At 72.6% G+C, this 20,287-nt stretch carries 19 protein-coding genes; 10 read left to right on the forward strand and 9 right to left on the reverse strand.

Translation table 11 applies throughout. The features are described 5' to 3' along the window. Positions 1-593 precede the first annotated feature (593 nt). Together ACSHWO_RS03075 and ACSHWO_RS03080 are read left to right on the forward strand one after the other, a co-directional pair. Positions 594-1,463, forward strand: a complete 870-nt coding sequence (locus ACSHWO_RS03075) for a papain-like cysteine protease family protein (RefSeq protein ID WP_361085011.1) — start codon at positions 594-596, stop codon at positions 1,461-1,463. Positions 1,464-1,478: 15 nt separating this feature from the next. Further along, positions 1,479-2,441, forward strand: a complete 963-nt coding sequence (locus ACSHWO_RS03080) for a hypothetical protein (RefSeq protein WP_438309946.1) — start codon at positions 1,479-1,481, stop codon at positions 2,439-2,441. Positions 2,442-2,517: 76 nt separating this feature from the next. Here the strand turns inward: ACSHWO_RS03080 and ACSHWO_RS03085 are convergent, their stop codons facing one another. Together ACSHWO_RS03085 and ACSHWO_RS03090 are read right to left on the reverse strand one after the other, a co-directional pair. After that, the gene (locus ACSHWO_RS03085) at positions 2,518-3,021 is read right to left on the reverse strand and encodes an RICIN domain-containing protein (protein WP_385803936.1); all 504 of its coding nucleotides are present in this window, start codon (positions 3,019-3,021) and stop codon (positions 2,518-2,520) included. A gap of 103 nt (positions 3,022-3,124) precedes the next feature. After that, the gene (locus tag ACSHWO_RS03090; protein ID WP_438309947.1) at positions 3,125-3,709 is read right to left on the reverse strand and encodes a hypothetical protein; all 585 of its coding nucleotides are present in this window, start codon (positions 3,707-3,709) and stop codon (positions 3,125-3,127) included. 414 nt (positions 3,710-4,123) lie between these two features. On the opposite strand from ACSHWO_RS03090, the gene ACSHWO_RS03095 reads away from it, so the two are divergent. Beyond that, positions 4,124-5,002, forward strand: a complete 879-nt coding sequence (locus ACSHWO_RS03095) for an RICIN domain-containing protein (protein WP_385803941.1) — start codon at positions 4,124-4,126, stop codon at positions 5,000-5,002. 23 nt (positions 5,003-5,025) lie between these two features. On the opposite strand, the gene ACSHWO_RS03100 is transcribed toward ACSHWO_RS03095, so the two are convergent. Both ACSHWO_RS03100 and ACSHWO_RS03105 read right to left on the reverse strand, forming a co-directional pair. Beyond that, on the reverse strand, positions 5,026-6,009 hold the full coding sequence (locus ACSHWO_RS03100) for a glycoside hydrolase family 43 protein (RefSeq protein WP_438309949.1): 984 nt from the start codon (positions 6,007-6,009) through the stop codon (positions 5,026-5,028). Positions 6,010-6,276: 267 nt separating this feature from the next. Then, complete coding sequence (locus ACSHWO_RS03105) at positions 6,277-7,605, reverse strand: hypothetical protein (protein ID WP_438309950.1); 1,329 nt, start codon at positions 7,603-7,605, stop codon at positions 6,277-6,279. 379 nt (positions 7,606-7,984) lie between these two features. Here ACSHWO_RS03105 and ACSHWO_RS03110 point away from each other — a divergent pair, with 379 nt between their 5' ends. Then, positions 7,985-8,773 carry a CAP domain-containing protein gene (locus ACSHWO_RS03110; protein WP_438309951.1) on the forward strand — a complete coding sequence of 263 codons (789 nt, stop codon included), beginning with the start codon at positions 7,985-7,987 and terminating at the stop codon, positions 8,771-8,773. Positions 8,774-8,894: 121 nt separating this feature from the next. Here ACSHWO_RS03110 and ACSHWO_RS03115 read toward each other — a convergent pair whose 3' ends face one another. The 3 genes from ACSHWO_RS03115 to ACSHWO_RS03125 form a co-directional block, all read right to left on the reverse strand. Further along, positions 8,895-9,962: a M12 family metallopeptidase gene (locus ACSHWO_RS03115; protein ID WP_438309952.1), complete on the reverse strand. Its 1,068-nt coding sequence runs from the start codon at positions 9,960-9,962 to the stop codon at positions 8,895-8,897. Between the two features lie 71 nt (positions 9,963-10,033). Continuing rightward, positions 10,034-10,816, reverse strand: a complete 783-nt coding sequence (locus ACSHWO_RS03120; RefSeq protein WP_438309953.1) for a hypothetical protein — start codon at positions 10,814-10,816, stop codon at positions 10,034-10,036. Between the two features lie 355 nt (positions 10,817-11,171). Further along, entirely contained in the window at positions 11,172-13,556 is a 2,385-nt protein-coding gene (locus ACSHWO_RS03125; RefSeq protein WP_361085040.1) for a phosphoketolase family protein, read from the reverse strand. A gap of 521 nt (positions 13,557-14,077) precedes the next feature. Here ACSHWO_RS03125 and ACSHWO_RS03130 point away from each other — a divergent pair. Beyond that, positions 14,078-14,437, forward strand: a complete 360-nt coding sequence (locus ACSHWO_RS03130) for a peptidoglycan-binding domain-containing protein (protein ID WP_438309954.1) — start codon at positions 14,078-14,080, stop codon at positions 14,435-14,437. Between the two features lie 312 nt (positions 14,438-14,749). Next, positions 14,750-15,856, forward strand: coding sequence for a sugar ABC transporter substrate-binding protein (locus tag ACSHWO_RS03135; RefSeq protein WP_385803966.1), 1,107 nt, complete (start codon positions 14,750-14,752; stop codon positions 15,854-15,856). 73 nt (positions 15,857-15,929) lie between these two features. Here the strand turns inward: ACSHWO_RS03135 and ACSHWO_RS03140 are convergent, their stop codons facing one another. Both ACSHWO_RS03140 and ACSHWO_RS03145 read right to left on the reverse strand, forming a co-directional pair. Next, a complete protein-coding gene (locus ACSHWO_RS03140; RefSeq protein WP_361085049.1) occupies positions 15,930-16,286 on the reverse strand; it encodes a winged helix-turn-helix domain-containing protein in 357 nt (118 codons plus the stop codon). After that, on the reverse strand, positions 16,283-16,702 hold the full coding sequence (locus ACSHWO_RS03145; RefSeq protein ID WP_438309955.1) for a hypothetical protein: 420 nt from the start codon (positions 16,700-16,702) through the stop codon (positions 16,283-16,285). The genes ACSHWO_RS03140 and ACSHWO_RS03145 overlap by 4 nt, the downstream gene beginning before the upstream one ends. Positions 16,703-16,859: 157 nt before the next feature. Between ACSHWO_RS03145 and ACSHWO_RS03150 the strand changes: the two genes are divergently transcribed. The 4 genes from ACSHWO_RS03150 to ACSHWO_RS03165 are packed head-to-tail and all read left to right on the forward strand — an operon-like array spanning position 16,860 to position 20,269. Next, a complete protein-coding gene (locus ACSHWO_RS03150; RefSeq protein ID WP_438309956.1) occupies positions 16,860-17,774 on the forward strand; it encodes an NUDIX hydrolase in 915 nt (304 codons plus the stop codon). Between the two features lie 6 nt (positions 17,775-17,780). Beyond that, positions 17,781-19,217, forward strand: a complete 1,437-nt coding sequence (locus tag ACSHWO_RS03155) for an NUDIX domain-containing protein (protein WP_438309957.1) — start codon at positions 17,781-17,783, stop codon at positions 19,215-19,217. Between the two features lie 60 nt (positions 19,218-19,277). Next, a complete protein-coding gene (locus tag ACSHWO_RS03160; RefSeq protein ID WP_385803980.1) occupies positions 19,278-19,472 on the forward strand; it encodes a hypothetical protein in 195 nt (64 codons plus the stop codon). Beyond that, a complete protein-coding gene (locus ACSHWO_RS03165; protein ID WP_438309958.1) occupies positions 19,469-20,269 on the forward strand; it encodes a PIG-L deacetylase family protein in 801 nt (266 codons plus the stop codon). Before ACSHWO_RS03160 ends, ACSHWO_RS03165 begins: the two co-directional genes overlap by 4 nt. Positions 20,270-20,287 lie beyond the last annotated feature (18 nt).

The raw sequence follows: 20,287 nt of genomic DNA on the forward strand, positions 1-20,287 counted from the left end.
AAGGGCCGCGGGCCCTCTGTTATCCGTCCCTTAAGGTCCGGATAGGACGCCCTTGATCCCCGCACTCGCCCTGCAGCGCTCCGGGCACGCCGGGTCACACTCCGCCCGCGCCGCGTGACGGCCGGACGACAAAGAGCGGACGGCCCTCGCTTCTGGAAATGCATGGAGAGTCACGCGTCATGCACGCTGGGCGATTCGGCTATTTGACGGGCCATCCAACAAGAGGTCGCCCACCGTCAAGATCGCGTAAAGTCCGCGCGCGACTGACCCGATCGAATGGACTGGACCAGCACGCCGTGCACGCTCAAGTCAGCGCAATGACAGGCAAGTTGACGGTCCGTCATTTCGCGTCGCGCGTTGGTTGAAGCGGCGACATCTTTGCGCGTAGAGCAACCTCGTTCAAATCGCCCTTTCTCTCTGGCAGGATTCCCGGCACCCCATCCAATCGAGGAAAGCAGCGCCGATATGCCCGGGCACGGAAGCCCGTCCGGATAACGGCGCAACAGCCGTGCAGCGCCGGCCGCAGCGGCCTGCACAGACGGGTGGCCCCAGGGCCGTCCCGCGGGCACCCCCCTCTCGGTTCAAGGAGCACGATGCACAAACGTCGCATGTCCCGCCGCAAGAAGGCGCTGATAGCCGCGGTCACCGCGGCGCTCTCCGGAGGCCTGCTGTTCGGCTTCGGCGCCCTCGCGCAGGCCGGCACGGTCAGCGGCACCGTCTACGGCGGGCAGGGCAACTACCGGACGGTCAACCACCGGGCGCAGCCGTCCCTCTCGGCCCAGGTCAAGGGCTCCTCGAAGGTCGGCGACCAAATCCAGATGGCCTGCCGCACCACCGGGGACACCGTGGAGAACAACAACCGGTGGATCTCCACCGGCTCCTACTACGTCGCCGACGCGTTCATCCGCGAGAACACCACCGGCCTGCCGGTCTGCGGCTCGACCCCGAACCCGAAGCCGACCAAGCCCAACCCCGGCCCGGCGACCGCGAAGTCGCTGAACATCGACATGCAGAAGCAGGTCAGGACGCAGTGGTGCTGGGACGCCTCGGGCGTGACCATCGCCAAGTTCTGGGGCCGCAACGTCACCCAGGAGCGGTTCTGCCAACTCGCCGCCCAGGGCACGTGGGTGGACTGCAACAACCAGCCGGCGACGCTGGAGGACATGGCCAACGGCCTGGCCAAGCTCGGCCTCGGCAACAGCGGCCGCAGCCTGTACCGCAACGCCTCGTTCAGCGAGTCGGCGGGCGAGATAGCCGCTGGCCGGCCGTTCGCCGTCCGGTTCGGATGGCGCAGCGGCGGCGGCCACATGAACGTCATCTACGGCTACGACAGCGCCACCAACATGATCGCGGTCGGCGACCCGTGGCAGACCACCCAGACGTACACCTGGTGGAACTACTCCACCTACGTCAACAACAACTCGTTCCAGTGGACCCACTCCCGGGTCGGCATCCAGGGCTGACGAGAGGACCCGACCATGCACACCATGCAGACCATGCGGCGCATCCGGCGCACGGCGGTCCGGGCTGCCGTCCTGGCCACCACCGCACTCGCCGCCACCTTGTGCGGAAACGTTTCCGCACAGGGGGCGGACGGCGACGGCATCGCCGGCTACCCGTCCGCGCAGCAGACCCTCCGCAGCGACCAGGTCCGGGACACCGTCTCCCGCTTCCTGGTGCAGGCCCGGCAGGCCGGCGGTCCCGCCAACGCGGACGGCGGCAGCCAGGGCGGCCCCGCCAACGCGCCCGCCGCCGCCGCGCCGCCCCGGTTCGACCTCAAGGACCCGGTGCCGATGTTCGAGATCAGCCCCGAGTTCGTCGCCGGCAAGGCCCAGGGCAGCCCGCAGACCGCGCTGCGGCTGTCCTACCTGGCCTCACGGGTGAACGCCTCCGACGGCCGCCCCGCCTCCGTCCTGCTCACGCCCCAGGGAAGCCCTTCCGCTCCGGGCAGCAGCCCGCAGAACCCCGGAGCCGAGGGCTGGCAGCTGGCCGGCATCCAGGACGGGGACAGGGACCTCAGCCTCGCCGAACGCGGCACCCCGCAGGCCCGCGTCTTCACCGAACCGCAGATCCACGCCTGGTACCGGCTCACCGCCGACGGCATGGTCGAGCCGCTCAACGACGAGGCGAACACCGGTCTCGGCGGCAAGCGCTCCCTCACCCTCGCCGCCTATCAGAAGCTGGTGTCCGCCCGGTACGGCGACAAGCTGCCCGGATCCGAGTACGACCGCAAGGGCCTGGCCGGCGGCTACGCCGATCTGACGCAGGACCAGCCGGCCGGCACCTCGAACACCGCGGCCACCTCGGCAACCGCTGCCGAGCGGCCGGCGGACGGGGCGTCCTGGCAGCCGGTGGCCGTCACCGGGGCCGCCGCCCTGGCGGCGGTCGGCGGTGCGGCGGTGTACGCGCAGCGCCGGCGCAGGAGGATCTCCCCGAGCTGACCCTTCCGCGTGCCGAACCGGCGCCCGCCCACCGCGCGTGGGCGGGCGCCGTCGCCGTGCTGCCGGCCGCCGGACCTCAGCGCCAGGTCTGGTACGGGCTCTTCTGGCTGTGGGTTCCGCACGGGAAGGTGCGCAGGTGGTGGGCCGGGCTGTCGTCGAGGCACAGTCCGGTCTGCTGGTTCTTGAGCTCGACCGCCCCGTCCGGGTAGCGGTGGACGAACCAGCTCTGGTCCTTGGCCTTGTCGCAGGGGTACGGCGCGACCCGGCCCGCCGGGCTGTCGGTCAGGCACCTGCCGGTCTTGGTGTTCCGCAGTTCGCGGGTGCCGTCGGCCCACTGGTGGACGTTCCACTTCTGGTGGTCGTTGCCCAGGCAGGTGTACGTGCGGGTGCCGTGCTCGCTGTCGTCGAGGCAGGCGGAGGTCGCGTCGTTGCGGAGGGTCTGGACGCTGTCCGGTCCGGCCGCGGGAGCCGCGCCGGCCTCCGTCGTGAACGTGGTCGTGGCCAGCCCGGCGGCGAGCAGCGCGCACGCGAGGGCAGCGGCGGCCCGGAGCCTCTTCGCGTTCGTCGTAGCGGTGTTCATGGTTCTCCTCGGTGAGGGGGTGGGTGGGTCGGGTGTGGAGCGAGAGGGTGTGGGTGCCGCGGGGCGGGCGGCGGGCACCCGCCCCGCGCGAGGGACGGGCGGCTCAGCCCACGACGTTGACGGGCCGGTAGGCGTGGTAGCCGTCGCGCCCGTTCACCCCGTAGGAGTGCCGCTTCCAGCGGGTGCCGGCCCCGCCGGCCTGCTCGTAGGACGCGTAGACGGTGTGGGCGCTGTCGGCCCAGCCGTCGAAGATCACGACGTGGCGCCGGTCCGCGCTCTTGCTGTCGGCCTTGAGGACGAGGTCGCCGGGGACGAGGTCCTTCATGGCGATCCGGCGCGTGAACCCGTCGTTCTTCAGGGAGACGGTGTTGGGGCCGGGCTTCGGCAGCCCGAGGGCCATGGACACGTAGCCGGAGCAGTCCTGCCGGTATCCGTCCTTCCACCGCTTGGTCTGGCTGTAGGGCACGGGGCGGCCGTTGTCGGCGGTCAGCCAGGTCTTCGCCCGCGCCAGCACCTCGGCACGGGTGAGCCGGGGAGCCGCCTGCGCTGCCCGGGCCGCCTGGGCTGCCGCCGCCGGGGCCGCCGCCGGGGCCGCGGGGGCGGAGGGCGCGATCAGCACGAGGGAGCCGGCGCACAGCATCGCCGTCAACGTCGCGCTGACCCAACGGCGGGTGGTCTTCTTGGACATACGAAGTCTCCTGTTTCTCGCGTTTCTTGTGTTTCCTGCGTTGCTCGCGTTACTGGTGCTGCTTGCGCGCCTGGTGTTGCTGGATTGCGCGCATGCGCACCCGGCGGCGGACGGAGGAGGAGGGACGTACGACGGTCCGCGCGATCAGGGCGCGGCCGCCGGCGATCCGGCCCGTACGGGCCGGTGACGGACACCCGACAGCCATGGGCACCGGGCCGCGGTGCGGCGCTCGGCACCGGCTGCGGGGCCGGACGAGAAGGAGTCTGCGGGGGCCGGGAAGGCCGTCGCAACGCTGTCCCGTTTGCTTCGGCGATGTCGGGATCCCTATGGTGCTGACCTGCTGGGACACGACCATCCCGGGACACGGGGCGGCCTGCCGGGGCAACGGCGCGCGGCCGTCGGAAGGGGGCGGGGATGACGGGCCTCGACGGACAGCACCCCAGTGCGGGGCAGCAGTTGGGGAACGCGCTGAGGGCTCTGCAGCGGCGGTCCGGCCGGACGCTGCGTTCGCTGGAATCCGAGGTGCTGATCAGCGACTCGTCGCTCTCCCGCTATCTGCGGGGCAGCACGGTCCCGCCGTGGGCGACCGTCCGCGACCTGTGCCGGGCCCTGGGCGCCGATCCCGCGGAGTACCGGGCGTTGTGGGAGGCGGCGGACCGGTGCCAGCCGAAGCCGCCCCCGGCGGCGGGCGGTCCGACCCCCACCGCCCCGGCGACCGGTTCCCGATGGCGCCGGTGGCGGCGTACGGCCGGTGAGTGGGCGCAGCACCGCTGGGCGTGGGCCGTGGGGGGTACGTGCGCCGGGCTGCTGTGCGGGGGTGCGCTGGCGGCGTTCCTCCTGTGGCCGTCGGGCCAGGAACCCGCGCGCGGGGCAGGCGCTCCGCAGGAGTCCGCGCACCCGGCGGCGGCCGGGCCGCAGGGGGCGCCGCCGGTCGACCACAGCCGCATCTTCGTCAACCGCGTCACGGGCAACTGCCTGGACCACAGCCTCGACAAGGGGCTCCGGTCCTTCGAGCCCAACGGGCTGAGCTACCAGCGGTGGACGGTCCGCGCGAATCCCGACGGCGGCAGCGAACTGCGCAACCACGCCACGGGCGCCTGCCTGGACGGGGGCGCCTCCGGGCTGCGCGGTGCGTCCTGCAGCAAGGCCGTCTCCCAGCAGTGGGCGGTGACGGCCTTGGCGGACGCCTCGGTCGAGATCAGGAGCCGGAGCTCCGGGACCTGCCTGGAGGACGGCGGGCAGGGGCTGCGGGCCGTGCCCTGCGACGGCTCCGACCGGCAGAGGTGGGGCTGACGGGGCCGGGCCCGCGGCGCCGGTCAGACGCGGGGGACACCGTCCGTGAAGTCGAGGCCGGCGGAGTACAGCAGGCGCCGATCGGAGCCGTCGGGGCTCCAGCCGTGGAAGAGGATCCGGTCCGTGCCGTCGGGGCCGGTCACCACGTCCTGCCCTCCGGGACCGCGGACCGCACCCCCGAGGGAGTCGGTGGACAGGAGCGGTTCCGGCGCCTTGACGTAGGGGCCGGTCAGGCTGTCGGCCACCGCGTAACCCGTCTTGTAGCGGTGGTCGGCGTAGGAGTCGGCCGAGTAGAGGAGCACGTAGCGGCCGTCGCGCCGCACCAGGGTCGGGGCCTCTACGAGCTGCCCCTCCCACGGGAGGTCCGGGCCGATCAGGGGGACGGGATCGCCCGTGGTCCGGGTGCCGTCCCAGGAGACGGGCTGCAGGTGGATCCGGGTGGGCAGGCCGCAGCAGTTGCCGTCGTTCTTCCACAGCAGGTAGCGGCGGCCGCCCTCGGTGAAGCTCGCGGCGTCGATGGCGCCGCCCTGGTCGGCCGGGCAGACCAGCGGTCCCGGTCCGGCGGGCCGGAACGGGCCGTCCGGGGAGGGGGAGAGGGCGACGCCGATGCACTGCCTGCCGCTGGCCCGGTCGCGGGCGGTGTAGTGCATGGTGAAGCCGCGGCCGTTCGCGAAGACCTCCGGCGCCCACACGAGCGAGCGCGTGGGCTCCGCCCAGTCCCCGGGGCGGGGCAGGGGGTCGGTGTCGACCGGCGTCCAGTGCAACAGGTCCGTGGACGTGGCGTGCTGGATGTTGGCGGCCCCGCCGTTGGTGGCGTAGGCGTGGTACGTACGGCCCTCCTTGACCACGTCCGGATCGGGGAAGTCCCGGTCCAGTACGAGGGCGGCCCGGGCGGGTGCTGCGCCGTCGGCCCCGGCGGGTGCCGCGGCGAGGAGGCCCGTGACGAGGACGCCGGCGGCGGTGACGGCGGCCGAGCGGCCGAACCGGCGTACGGCTGTGGGGAACACCTGTCGTCTCCTTGAGTACGAGGAATCGCGTGCGGGAGGGTTGTGCGCGGGGATGCCTCGGGCGGGCCCCGCCTCCCGTGTCGACGGGCTAACGTCCGGGGGCGCCTGCGGGTCGCGGCCACGGCCGGGGAGGGCGCCGCGCGTGCACCGCTGCCGCGGCCCCGGCCGACCGGCTACGCGTGCCCCGGACCGGCCGTGGAGAGGGTGGCCAGGAGGTCGCGGGCGAGGCGGAGGTTCCGGTGGTCGGCCTCCAGCAGGGGCTCGGCCTCACGGAGGGTCCGGACCAGCAGGGCGCGAGCCTCGCCGGACCGGCCCGCGGCGTTCAGGGAACGGGCCCGTTCGACCCGGGCGTAGACCGTGTGCGGGCGGTCCGGGCCCATGACCCGGCTGCGGCGGCCGCCAGCGACTCCCAGGCGGCCAGGGCCTCTGCGGTCCGTCCGGCCCGGGCTGCCAGGGTGCCGGGGTGGCGGGGCCCGTGATCGCGAACAGGAAGTCGGCGCCGGCCACCCCGCCCCGCCGGGCGCGGGACAGCGCCTCGGCGGCCCGGCGCGACCGACCCTCCTGGCGCGCCAGCAGCCCCACGTCGTACGCCTCGGCCGGCGTGACCCGGGTGACCAGGGTGCGCCACAGGTGGTCGGGCACCGGGGCCAGGCCCGGCGTGTCGATCAGGTAGTCGAAGGCCGCGTACCCCTGGGAGTAGTCGCCGACCAGCAGGCCGCTCGTGGCGTACGCGGCTGCGCAGGTCCGGTCCATCGCCTCGGCGAACGGTTCCGGTCGCAGGTCGCCGCCGCCGCGCGCCGCCAGGTAGGGCACGTGCAGCTCGCACAGCCGTTCCCGGCTGACGGGGCGGTGCAGCCCGGCCCGCCCGCAGTCCACCGCGGCGGCCACCACGGCCGCGCCGCGCGGATTGGCGCCGGGAGCCCAGGCGTTCTGCCAGGCGGCCGGCAACTGCGGTCCGGCAGAGAGGACTTCGGCCATCCCGAAGCGCTCCCCCGCCCGTAAGGCCGCGTTGACCCGCGGGTCCTGCCGGTGGTCCGCGGCCCGCCGGCGTTCCTCCGGCGACCAGTGGCGGGCGAGCCGTACCACCTCCGCCCTGCGCAGTACGTCCCGCTGGGTGCGCCAGGCGTCCCGGTCGGAGCCGGTGAGCCGACTCTCCTCGCGGGCGTCGAAACGCCGGTACGCCTCGGTGCGCAGGGTGGCCAGCACCACGCGTCGGCCCGCCGGGGCGGTGGAGAGCCCGGCCAGCAGGGCGGTGGTCGGGCCGCCGGCGCCGAGGAAGTCCTCCAGGTCGTCCAGCCACAGCAGGGACCGCCGGCGGCGCGCGGCCGGCCGCACCGCCAGCGGCAGCGCCGCCCGGCCGAGGGGGCGGACGAAGGCGTGCGGGGGGAACAGCGAGCGGGCCGCCTCGTGCGCCAGCCGGGACTTGCCTGCTGCGGACTCCCCCACGAGCAGGACGAACCCGGCCCGGCGGAGGGCCTCGCGCAGCTGCGGTTCCACGTCGCGGCGGATGTAGGCGGGGGACGCGACCGGGGTCCGGCCCCCGCCCCCCGGGTGCCCGTTCGACACCCCGGCCGGAAGGTTGCGGTCGACCGGCATCGGATTCCGTGACATACGTCACGACTCGCCGGCCGAAAACGGAATCGTCACAGCCGCGCCAGCCAGCCGACATTTCAATATTTGTCCGTTTTGGAATCGACATTCCCCACTCCGGCGGAAACGGAATCCGCGGCACTCGCTCCCGGGGCTGCGTTTTGCCTGCTCGCGCCAGCTTCTGGCCGGCCATCAGGCCCTTCCCGGAGATGCCGCAATGCGGCCATACATGATCCGCGTCTCGTTTCAAGCCGCGCCACCGATGCCCCCCGCGTATTAGTAGACATAACTTGCCAGGCCGTTGCGGGGCTTTTAAGAATGGCGACTCCTCCGGCGCTTGCGTTTCGGGCGCCGGAAGCTTCGCGATCACCGAATGAGGTCACGCATGCAGAAGCACCGGAAGAAGAAAAAGCACTACAGGAAAATAGCGATCGCCGTCGGGGCCCTCGGAATCGTGGGCGTACCCACGGCCGCCATGGCCTGCTTCGGCGGGCCGGACTCCGTCCCCACGCAGGCAGCCGGCCGGCACCAGATGCGCCCCTGGCACGGCGCCCCCGCCTTCGCGCCCGTCCCCCCGGCCTCCGAGGCGCCGGTGACGCTCCCGACCCAGAGCAGCCCCCCGGCGGCCGAGAGCAGCGCCCCCACGGCCGAGAGCACCCCGGCAGCCCCCGCGGAGCCGGTCGCCGAGGCGCCCCGCCGCACGCAGCAGCAGCAGCCCACGAGGAAGCCGGTCACCACCACGAAACCACAGGTCCAGGCGCCGAGCACGCCCAAGGCGGCCGCGACCCCGACCGCCTCCGGCGTCGCGGGCGAGATCCTCGCGCTCGTCAACCAGGAGCGTGCCGTGGTCGGTTGCCCCGCGCTCACCGTCAACGCGAAGCTGACGGCGGCCGCCCAGAGCCACAGCCAGGACATGGCCGCGCACGCGAACATGTCCCACACGGGCTCCGACGGCTCCGACCCGGGCCAGCGCATCACCCGCGCCGGATACACCTGGAGCACGTACGGCGAGAACGTCGCGTACGGCTACAGCACTCCCGCAGCGGTCATGGAGGGCTGGATGAACAGCCCGGGCCACAAGCGGAACATTCTCGATTGCTCCTTCAAGGAGATCGGTATCGGCTACGCGGGGCCGAACCATTACTGGACGCAGGATTTCGGCGCGGCACGCTGACGCACCGCCATCGAAAAGGCAGCGCACCGCGCGCGTGTGGGGCGACCGGAATTCCGGTCGCCCCACACGCGGATGGGCCCGAAGGCGGAACTCCACTCCCCGCACCCTGCGTCGTCCGCCTTCACCAGCACATGAGGGCGGCCTTGCCCGGGCCCCAGGTGGAGTACAGCCGGGCGCGCAGCACGTAGTGGCGCCCCTGGAAGAGCTTGGCCTTCAGGCGGCCGTTGCCGTTGGTGCCGCTGTCGTCCGTGCCGGTGTGGTAACGCAGTTCGCCGTCGATGTCCTCGAACAGGGCCATGACGAAGTCGCTGCTGCCGAACGTGCCCATCTCGTACGTCCGCGTCTCCGCGGGCTCGATCGTGAAGTCCGCCTGCTCCCCCGACGTGAGGCCCAGTTCGACCGACTGCAGCGGATGCAGCTCGGGCGGCTTCGCGTCGATGACCGGGTACCACCGGCGGACGTACGTCTTGTCCTGCTCGGAGATCCTCACCGGGTCGGGGATGCCGGTCCGGTACTGCTCCGGGCGGATGATCAGGCCGGCCGGGAACGGGTACTCCATGACGGAGAGCGGGTCCCACGTCGAGCCTTCCACCTCGTTGGTGGACAGCTTGCGCAGGATGTTGTGGAAGGTCTTCTCCCGTGACCAGTTGTTCGGGGGTCCGCCGAGCGAGCGGTAGACCTTCTCCTCGTCCCATTCGATGCCGGCGAACGGGTTCTGGTGTTCGTGGGCGAAGCCGAGGGTGTGTCCGATCTCGTGCCGCGCGGTCGCCTTCCCGTGCGGTGTGTCGGTCAGGCTCCAGCCGAACCTCATCGTGGGCTGCGGCGGCGGGATGCCGAGGACGTCCCGGCCGACGTAGGACCAGGACCCGTCGCCCCTGCGCAGGCTGATGCGGACCTCGGCCTCGGAGAGCCGCGTCACCTCGCGGAACTCCAGCCCGATGCCGACGTCCTTCCACTCCTGGAAGGCGCGCCGGATCTCGTCGAGCTGGGTCGCGTCCAGGGCGGCGCCGGGCTCGTTCAGGAAGCAGTAGTGCAGTACGGTGCCGTTCACCCACTTCGCCCCGCCGACGAGTATGGCGCGCGCCCGGTCGGGGCTCGCGCCGGGCGGCAGGACGGGTGCGGTGCGCGGGGGTTGTGAGCAGTAAGTCGGGACGCCCACCACGGACGTCTCGGCGGGGTTCTCTGCCATGACCGTTCACTCCTCAGTGGTTGCGGTGCGAGGTTCCGGTCGGTCGGCGGTTTCGAGGGCGCCGGGGTGTGTCACACGACACCGGTGATCATGTCCCAGCCGCGGCTGAGCGTGCCGTCGGCGAGGTTGGTGTAGATCCCGTTGGTGGCGAGGCGCCCGGTGGCGATGCGGCCGTCGCTGTCGCGGTAGAACTGGAGTTCTCTGCCGAGGGCGTTGATGTGGGTCCAGCTGTGGCTGAGGGTGCCGTCCGCGAGGTTGGTGTAGATGCCGTTCGTGTCCAGGCGGCCGGTGGCGATCCGGCCCGTGTCCGACCGGTAGAACAGCAGCTCCCGCCCCAGAGGAACGATCCGCGTCCAACCGGTGCCGAGCGTGCCGTCCGCGAGATCGGTGTAGATGCCGTTCGTGTCCAGGCGGCCGGTGGCGATCCGGCCCGTGTCCGACCGGTAGAACAGCAGCTCCCGCCCCAGAGGAACGATCCGCGTCCAACCGGTACTGAGCGTGCCGTCCGCGAGGTTGGCATAGGTGCCGTTCGTGCCGAGACGGCCGGTGGCGATGGTGCCGGTGTCGTTGCGGTAGAAGAGCAGCTCGCGACCGAGGGGCACGATCTGGTCCCAGCCGTCGGAGAGCTTGCCGTCGGCGAGGTTGGTGTAGATGCCGTCCCGGCCGAGGCGGCCGGTGGCGATGACGCCGTTGTCGTCCCGGTAGAAGAGGAGTTCTCGGCCGACGGGCACGATGCGGGTCCAGCTGTCGCTCAGCCGGCCGTCCGCGAGGTGCGAGAAGAGGCCGTTGCCGTCTATGTGACCGGTTGCGATCAGGCCGTCGCCGCTCCTGTAGTAGAGCAGTTCCCCGGACATGGGGGCTCCTTGGACGAGGGAGAAGAGGAATGTGCTCTCCCGTGCCTCCGGAGATCCGCCCCCGCCGCCGTGGTCACGGGAAGTGGTGGCGCCCGGCCGCTGCCGGAGAACCGGCGGAAGTCGACCTGGCTGCCTCAGAATCGAGGTTACTCCTCGGCCTCGGCGATATCAATCAAAGGTGTTCCAGGGGTGCATGGTTGCACTTTCAAAGGGAAACGCGTCAACGATTCGACGGCGCACCACCGGACCCGCGAGGCGGGACGCCTAGGGCGGGCGGCGGGCGGACCGCGCGCTGCGGATCCGCAGGGTGGCGCGGATCCGCAGCGCGCCGAGTCCGCGGGACCGGCTGCGGACGTCAGCCGTTCCAGGACCAGTCGGCCACCTCGGGGAGGTCCGTACCGTGCTCGCGGATCCAGGTGTGGTGGCGCTGCCGGGCCTCCTCCATGCGCTGGCGTACGGCCGCGGCGCGCACCGCGAGCCCGGGGACCCGGTCGATGACGTCCATCACCAGTCGGTACCGGTCCAGGTCGTTGCGGACCACCATGTCGAACGGGGTGGTCGTCGTGCCGATCTCCCGGTAGCCGCGAACGTGGAGGTTGTGGTGCCCGGTGCGCCGGTAGGCCAGGCGGTGGACCAGCCACGGGTAGCCGTGGTACGCGAAGACGACGGGGCGGTCGGTGGTGAACAGTCCGTCGTACTCCGCGTCGCTCATGCCGTGCGGGTGGTCCCCGGCCGGCAGGAGACGGGCGATGTCGACGACGTTGACCACCCGTACGGCCAGGTCCGGCAGGTACCTGCGCAGCAGTTGGGCCGCGGCCATCACCTCCTGGGTCGGGACGTCGCCGGCGCAGGCGAGCACCACGTCCGGTTCGCGGGAGCCGTCCTCGGTGCCGGCCCAGTCCCAGATGCCGGCGCCCCGCGCGCAGTGGAGCTTCGCCTGGTCCATGGACAGCCAGTCGAAGCAGGGCTGTTTGCCCGCGACGACGACGTTGACGTAGCCGCGGCTGCGCAGTACGTGGTCGGCGACGGCCAGCAGGGTGTTGGCGTCCGGCGGCAGGTACACGCGGACCGCTTCGGGGCTCTTGTTGAGGACGTGGTCGACGAAACCGGGGTCCTGGTGGGAGAAGCCGTTGTGGTCCTGCCGCCACACGTGTGAGGTGAGCAGGTAGTTGAGCGAGGCGATCGGGGCGCGCCAGTGCAGGCCGCGGGTGGTGCGCAGCCATTTGACGTGCTGGTTGACCATCGAGTCGACGATGTGGACGAAGGCCTCGTAGCAGGAGAAGAGTCCGTGCCGGCCGGTGAGGAGGTAGCCCTCCAGCCAGCCCTGGCAGGTGTGCTCGGAGAGGATCTCCATCACCCGGCCGTGGCGCTCCAGGTGCTCGTCGGCGTCGAGGATCTCGGCCTGCCAGGCCTTGCCGCTGGCCGCGTAGACGGCCTGGAGGCGGTTGGAGGCGGTCTCGTCGGGGCCGACGAGGCGGAAGTCGCGCCGGTCGGCGGTGGCCCGCATGACGTCCTGGAGCATGTCCCCGAGGACGCGGGTGGGTTCGTGCAGCGTCGCGCCGGGCTTGTCGACCTCCACCGCGTGGCGTTCCAGCGGGGGCAGGGGCAGCTCGCGCAGCAGGACCCCGCCGTTGGCGTGCGGGGTCGCGCCGAGCCGGCGCGCGCCCTGCGGGATCCCGGCCAGCACCTGGGGTCGCGGGGCGCCCTGCTCGTCGAACAGTTCCTCGGGCCGGTAGGAGCGCATCCACTCCTCCAGCTGCCGCAGGTGCTCCGGGTTGTCCCGTACGGCGGCCAGGGGGACCTGGTGGGCGCGCCAGGTGCCCTCCACGGGCAGGCCGTCCACCTCGGCGGGACCGGTCCAGCCCTTCGGGGTGCGCAGCACGATCACGGGCCAGCGGGGCCGTTCGGTGCTGCCGCCGCTGCGGGCGGCCTCCTGCGCGGCGGCGATGCGGTCGAGGGCCGTGTCCATGGCGCGCGCCATCGCGCGGTGCACCGTGGCCGGGTCGTCGCCGGACACGTGGATGGGGTCGTGGCCGTAGCCGTGCAGAAGGGCGTCGAGTTCGGCGCGGGGCAGGCGGGCCAGCACCGTCGGGTTGGCGATCTTGTAGCCGTTGAGGTGCAGGATCGGCAGGACGGCGCCGTCGTGGACGGGGTCGAGGAACTTGTTGGAGTGCCAGGCGGCGGCCAGGGGCCCGGTCTCCGCCTCGCCGTCGCCGATCACGCAGGCGACCACCAGGTCCGGGTTGTCGAGGGCGGCCCCGTACGCGTGGGAGAGCGAGTAGCCGAGCTCGCCGCCCTCGTGGATGGAGCCCGGGGTCTCCGGGGCGACGTGGCTGGGCACACCGCCGGGAAAGGAGAACTGCCGGAAGAGGCGGGCCATGCCGGCCGCGTCCCGGCTGACGTCCGGGTAGACCTCGGTGTACGAGCCTTCCAGCCAGGAGTTGGCCAGGACGGCCGGACCACCGTGGCCGGGACCCCACACGCACAGGGCGTTCAGGTCGCGGGCCTTGATGACCCGGTTGAGATGGGTGTGGACCAGGTTGAGTCCGGGCGAGGTGCCCCAGTGGCCGAGGAGGCGCGGCTTGATGTGCTCGGGGCGCAGCGGCTCGGTCAGGAGGGGGTTGGCCATGAGGTAGATCTGGCCGACGGCGAGGTAGTTCGCAGCGCGCCAGTGGGCGTTCAGCCCGGTGAGCTCTTCCTCGGTGAGCTCGGCGGGCTCCGGCTGCGTGTCGACGGACATCACGACTCCATTTCGGTGGCGGGGCGGAGGCGGTGGCCAAGGAGGGGCGATGGAGGGGAGGCTGAGGGGAGGTAGAGGTGGCGGGTGGGCCGGCGTAGCCGTTGTTCCGTCCGGTTGTGCACCGACTACCACCTTGTGCGGTCGGCGAGGTGTCCGACAGGGCCGTTCGGGCCACACCGCCGGGCGGAGTGGACCCGCACGGCGGCGTGGTGCACGGCCCGGCCGCACCGCGAACAGCAGAAGGCCCCGGTCTCCGTGAGGAGGCCGGGGCCTTGATCGAGCGCTGGGCAGGCCTTGCACCTGCATCCCCCCACAGGAAGTGGGGTGCCTTTCCTTGGACCACCAACGCCAGTCCTACCACCGTTTCTTGCGGCGGCGAGCTCAGGATCGATCGTAGCCCATCCGGAGCATCTCCGCACATCGCGGCAGGTGCCGCTGCGGATCGAGCGTCCGCGGCCAACAATGGGACTACGCCCGACGCGGCCGACCGCTCGGCGCCGGGACCACCGAGAGGAGCCGCTTTGAAACACCGGATCGCCTCCGTCCTCGGCGTTGCCGCGCTCGCGGTCGGGACCCTGGGAGGCACGACGCCGCCGTCGGGTGCGACGCCCGGAGGGTGCCCGTACGCGTCCGCCACCTACCGCCCCGTCCTGCAGCAGGGCAGCACGGGAGCGGGTGTGAAACAGGCGCAGTGCCTGTCGAACATCTGGGGCGGTGTCCCCAAGCTGGCCGTGGACGGCGTCTTCGGCGGCCGCACCCTCGCCAAGATCAAATGGATCCAGGGCTGTCACGGCCTCGCCAGGGACGGCATCGTCAGGCCCCAGACCTGGGCCGTCCTCTACGACCCGGCTCTGGACTGCTACGACCCCTACCCGGGGTAGCGCCACCGTCTTCCCGAACGCCCGGATCGCACACCGTGTCGCGCTTCGATCCGATCGGTTCCGTTTTCCGATGTTTCGTCGGTATCTTCCGCACCGCCGCCCACAAGACCCCAACGGTCATTCACAAGTTGAAGTTCTCCCGCGAAACCGGGGCCGCTGAAATGCGGGAAACGGACCGAATTGCACGAGTCCGACGGCGATGGCAACGTTGCCATCTCGTTAATAATTCGCTTCTTGACGATGGCTTGAACGCCCAGTTGACTGCCTCTACCTCGGCCGCAAGGACACGGCCCTGTCATGGAGGTTTACATCGTGAACACGCATCTGGGCCGTGCTGTCGTCGCCGTCGCCACGTCCGCGATGGCCGTCTCGCTCACCGCTTGCGGAAGCTCGGACGACGGCGACACAAGACCGGGGGAAAAGAGCGACGCGATCAAGGTCGGACTGCTGCTGCCTGAGAACCAGACGGCGCGTTACGAGAAGTTCGACAAGCCCCTGATCGAGAAGGAGGTCGCGAAGTTCACGCGGGGCAAGGGCCAGGTGATCTACGCCAATGCCAAGCAGGACGCGGCCGTCCAGAGTTCCCAGGTCGACACCATGATCACCAATAAGGTGAACGTCCTGATCATCGACGCGGTGGATTCCAAGGCCATCGCCGGCGCGGTCAAGAAGGCCAGGGCCGCCGGCATTCCGGTCGTCGCCTACGACCGTCTCGCCGAGGGACCGATCAACGCCTACACCTCCTTCGACAACGAGGACGTCGGCCGGATCCAGGCCAAGGCGCTGCTGGAGGCGCTGGGCGACCGGGCGGGCAGCGGCCAGATCGTGATGATGAACGGTTCGGTCACCGACCCGAACGCCAAGCAGTTCAAGTCCGGCGCGCACTCCGTCCTCGACGGCAAGGTGGCCATCGGCAAGGAGTACGACACCATCGAGTGGAAGCCGGAGAACGCCAACGCGAACATGGCCGCCGCCCTCACGGCGCTCGGCAAGGGCCGGGTCATCGGTGTCTACTCCGCCAACGACGGTATGGCGGGCGGCATCGTCACCGCCCTGAAGGCGGCCGGGTTCGCCGACCTGCCCCCCGTCACCGGCCAGGACGCCGAGCTGGCCGGTGTGCAGCGGATCGTCGCCGGTGACCAGTACATGAGCGTCTACAAGCGGTACGCCCCCGAGGCCGCGGCCGCCGCGGAGATGGCCGTCGCCCTGGCCAAGGGCGACCGGATCGACGAGATCATCAACCAGAAGGTGGACAGCCCCACCACCAAGGGCGTGCCGTCGGTGCTCGTCCCGGGTGTCGCGCTCACCAGGGACAACGTCAAGTCCACCGTGATCGACGACGGCGTGTACACGGTGTCCGAGATCTGCACCGACCGTTACAGGAACGCCTGCGAGCAGCTCGGCCTCCTGAAGCCGTAGGCAGGTCCCCCGAAGGCTCCGCACCCACGCCGGGTCGCCACGCCCCGCGCGTTCCGCTCCGCCGGCGGCGGCCTCACGCGGGGCTGCCGTGCCCGCCGAACCCCTCGCCGGCGGCGATGGCCCTCAGCGCCGCCAGGTGCCGCTGGTAGACGGCTCGTCCCTCGGCGGTCAGGGAGAGCCACGTCCGCGGACGCCGACCGGCCCGTCCCTTCTGGACGGCCACCCAGCCGACCTCTTCCAGCGCCGACACCTGCTTGGACAGGACCGAGTCGCTCACCTCCACCAAGTCGCGCACGAAGCCGAACTCGGCCTTGTCCACCGGGACCAGGGCGGCCACGACCGACAGGCGCACGGGTGCGTTGAGCAGGGCTGCGAGCGCATGCCGGGGATGGGTGCCCCGCGGTCCGGCCGGCGGCTCCGCCGCGGTCACGACGAACGCCGCTGTTCGAGCCGGGCACCCGTCGCGAGCGGCAGCGCGCACCCCGCCGCGGCCACTGCCGCGAAGGCCGGACTGTCCGCGAAGACCGTGCTGCCGAGGGTGACCGTCAGGGCGAAGACGGCGGCCCAGGATCCGACCATCACCCCGTGCTTGACGCCGAAGCCGCGGGGCGTCACGCGCTGCCGGGCGGCATACGCGCTCAGTCCCGTCACGAGGAGCGCATTGGCCAGCCCGAACACCGTGGCGGAAACGGGGCCGTGCCACAGGACGGCGACCGGGACCAGGACCAACTGCCCGGCGGCGAACGCCCACAGGTAGCGGGCGTACCAGCCGCTCCGCGCCCGCGCCGCCCGCTCCATGTCGGCGGCCTGCCCCAACCTCGCCCCTGCCCCGGTCAACTTGTGCACGACTCCCCCTCGTTCCCTGATCGCTCCGATTGCCAGGATGACAACTACTTTCCAATCCGGCAAGTAGAAAAGGTCCGAAGCCTTCCGGGGCTTGGGGCGGGGTGGGGTGGGCAGCATGTCCGTCGCCTGCCGGTGCCGTTGGAAGGAGTCCCGAGCGATGCGCCCTGCTGTCCCGGACGAGCCGCGCGGAACCGCCGCCCTGCTGGTCGACTCGCGCGGCCGGTACCTGCTGCACCTGCGCGACGCGAACAAGCCGCACATCTGTGACCCCGGCGCCTGGTCCCTCCCGGGCGGCGGTCGCGAGGCGGGCGAGACCTGCCGGGACGCGGTGGAGCGCGAACTGCTGGAGGAGACCGGGCTCGTGCTGCCGCTGGAGGCGTTCGCCGTGGTCGACGCCCGCGGCCCCCACGGGGCCGGCAACCCGATCCAGGTCTTCCTCGGACGGTGGGACGGCGACGCCGACGCACTCCCCCTCACCGAAGGGATCATGTTCCGGCACTTCGGCCCCGACCGGATCCCGTACCTCACCATGAGCCCCTGGGCGCAGCAGGTCATCGACCTTCACCGGGCGGCCGGGCCACGGCCGCCGGCCGCGGCCGCGGTCGCGGTGGCGGAACCGGGCAGCAGCGGAAGGCGGGCGCGGCCGCACATCGTCGGGGTGCACCTCTACCTGGAGCGCGGGAGCACGGTACTCCTCGGGCTGCGGCACCCCGACAGCGCGTACGCGGGCGCCTCGCACCACTTCCTCGCCGGGCACTGCGAGCAGGAGTCCGCGGTCGCCTGCCTGGTCCGGGAGGCGGAGGAGGAGGCCGGGCTCGTGATCGACCCGGCGGACGTCGAACTGGCCCATGTCGTGCACGTGGTGGACCACCCGGGCGGGCAGCCGCGGATGCAGCTCGTGTTCCGCGCCCGCCGCTGGCGGGGCGAGCCCGAGGTCCGCGAGCCGGACCGCTGCGTGTCCTGGGGCTGGTGGCCCGTCGACGCGCTCCCGGATCCGATGGTCCCGTACGCCCGGACCGCGGTCGAGGGGATCCGGGCCGGACGCTCGTACAGCGAACTCGGGTGGGGCTGAGGCGCCATGGTGAGTCTGCCGAACGGTCCGTACGCCGGGGACCCGCCGCCCCGCCGCGAGCGGTACGCGCTGCCCGTCGACGTCCATCTGATCCTGCGCCGCGACGGCGGGAAGGGCCCGGAGGTGCTGCTGTCCCGGCGTGCCGGACCCGTGTACGCCTCCGGTCTGTGGCACCTGCCGTCGGGACACCTGGACGGACCCCACGAGGACGTGGTGGAGGGCGTGATCCGCGAGGCCGCGGAGGAGACCGGAGTCGTCGTCGACCGCGCGGACGTGGCGCTGGCGACCACGGTCCACCACCGCAGCCCCCACGGCCGGGCCAGGATCGGCCTGTTCTTCGAGGTCCGGCGCTTCGCGGGTGAGCCGGCGGTCCGGGAGCCCGCCGTCTGCGACGCCATGGGCTGGTACCCGCTCGACGCGCTGCCGGATCCGATGGTGGCGTACTGCCGGGCCGGCCTGGACGCCTACCGCGCCGGGCATCCCGGGGCCGTCCACTTCCAGCAGCCCGGCGACCCCGTCCCCCACCAGGAAGGGGACGGGCGACAGCGGGCCCGGACCCGCCTCCTGCCCGGGCCGTCGCCCGTGGACGGCCCCCCGCGTGCGCTGCTCTCGTTCGCGGAACGCGGGGTCGGGCGGGTCGCAGCGGCCGAGGACGCGTCCTGGGCCCGGCAGGGCAGCGACGTGTGGCGGCTGACCGGCGCCGCCGGCGGCACCTGGTACCTCAAGCGGCACGCCGGGGCCCGCGCCCACCAGCGGGAGGTGACCGCGTACCGGCAGTGGGTCCCCGCGCTCGGCGGCCGGGCGCCGCAGCTCGTCGCCGCGGACGAGGACCTCCGGGCGATCGTGGTCACGGCCTTTCCGGGCAGCCCCCTGCACGGTGCGCCCGGCCCGGACCGCGGTCTGCTCCGCGCGATCGGCGCGCTCACGGCCGCCTTCCACGCCGCCGCTCCCCCGCGCCCGCCCGCCGCACGGCCCTCCCCCGCCGCGGGGACGTGGGAACTCCACCTCGACGCGGCCCTGCCCCACCTGGCCCCGGGCGACGCCGCGTTCGTCCGGGCCGCCGCCGCGCGCCTCGCCGGCCTCGCGCCCCTCGGCCTGGTGCCCACGCACGGGGACCTGCACCTGCGCAACCTGCTGCGGTCCGAGGACGGCGCGCTCGCGGTCATCGACTTCGAGCGGAGCGCGTACGCGCCCGCCGTCCGGGCCTGGGTGCGCCTCTGGGACGCCTGGGCCCACCGGCCCGACCTGCACGAGGCCTTCCGGGAAGGGTACGGGCGCCCGCTGACCGGGCCGGAGGAGGAGCACCTCGCGGCCGAGGCCGTGCTCGACGCCGTCTCCGGGATCGCCTACGGCACCGCGCAGGGCGACCCGGAGGTCGTCGAACGCGGTCGGCGCACCCTGCTGCGGCTGCGCGCCGCGCCGCGGGGCGCGGCGGCGGACTGACGCGCGCGGGGCAGGGCGTACGAGGACGAACACGACCACCACGGAACGGGGTGCACCGGCATGAAGTCCAGCTCGACCGCACGGGACCGGGACGACCACTACGCCTCCGGCCGTGACGTCCGGCCGCTGAGCCTGCACCCGGCCGGCGCCCCGGACGACCGGCTGCCCGCCGGGCACGTCGTGGACAGACCGCGCTGCCGGATCGTGTGCCGGTGGCTGCCGGCGCGCGGCGGACGCGGGGAGGGCGGGACATGAGCGCAGCCCCCGCGCCCCTGCCCAGCCTCCTCGCGGTGTTCGCCCACCCCGACGACGAGTCCCTGGTCGCCGGCGGTGTCCTCGCCCAGCACGCCGCGTCCGGGGCCCGGACCTCGGTGCTCACCACGACCTGGGCGCCGGACAGCCACCGGGCCGCCGAACTCGGCGAAGCGGTACGGATCCTCGGCGCGGGCCGGCCCCGGATGCTCGGGTACGCCGACGCCCGCGTCCCGGAGTCGGCGCCGGGCGCGCCGCGCTTCCTCGACGTGCCGCTGGACGAGGCCGTGGGGCGGCTCGTCGGGCACCTCAGGGACTTCCGGCCGGACATCGTCGTCACCCACGACGCGTACGGCGGGCTGACCGGCCACCCCGACCACGTCCACACCCACCGCACGACCCTGCTGGCCGTGCACGCCGCCGGGCTCGAACACCACGCCCCGGAGTCGGGCCCACCGTGGCAGCCGCGCGCCCTCTACCTGGCCACCCATCCGCACTCCGGCGTCGGGGACCTGGGCCCGCTCCTCACGCGGGTGGGGAAGGCCGTCCGTTCGGTGCCGGAGGAGCACGTGACGGCTGCCGTGGACGTACGGCCCTGGCTGGAGCGGAAGTGGAGCGCGATCCTGGCCCATCGGAGCGAAGTGGAACGCCCCCGCCCGCTGCCGGGCGTCCTCTCCCGCCTCCCCGCGGAAGACCGCGAACGGATCATCGCCACCGAGTACTTCACGCGTCTGGACGCCCGCCCGGACGGCGGCGCGGACGGCGGCCCCGGGCGGCGACGGGCCCGGCTGGAGGCCTGATTCCGGGGGCCGGGCCGC

It is taken from the genome of Streptomyces pallidus (ex Mingjun et al. 2026), assembly GCF_051550185.1.
In the GTDB taxonomy this organism is placed as follows: domain Bacteria; phylum Actinomycetota; class Actinomycetes; order Streptomycetales; family Streptomycetaceae; genus Streptomyces.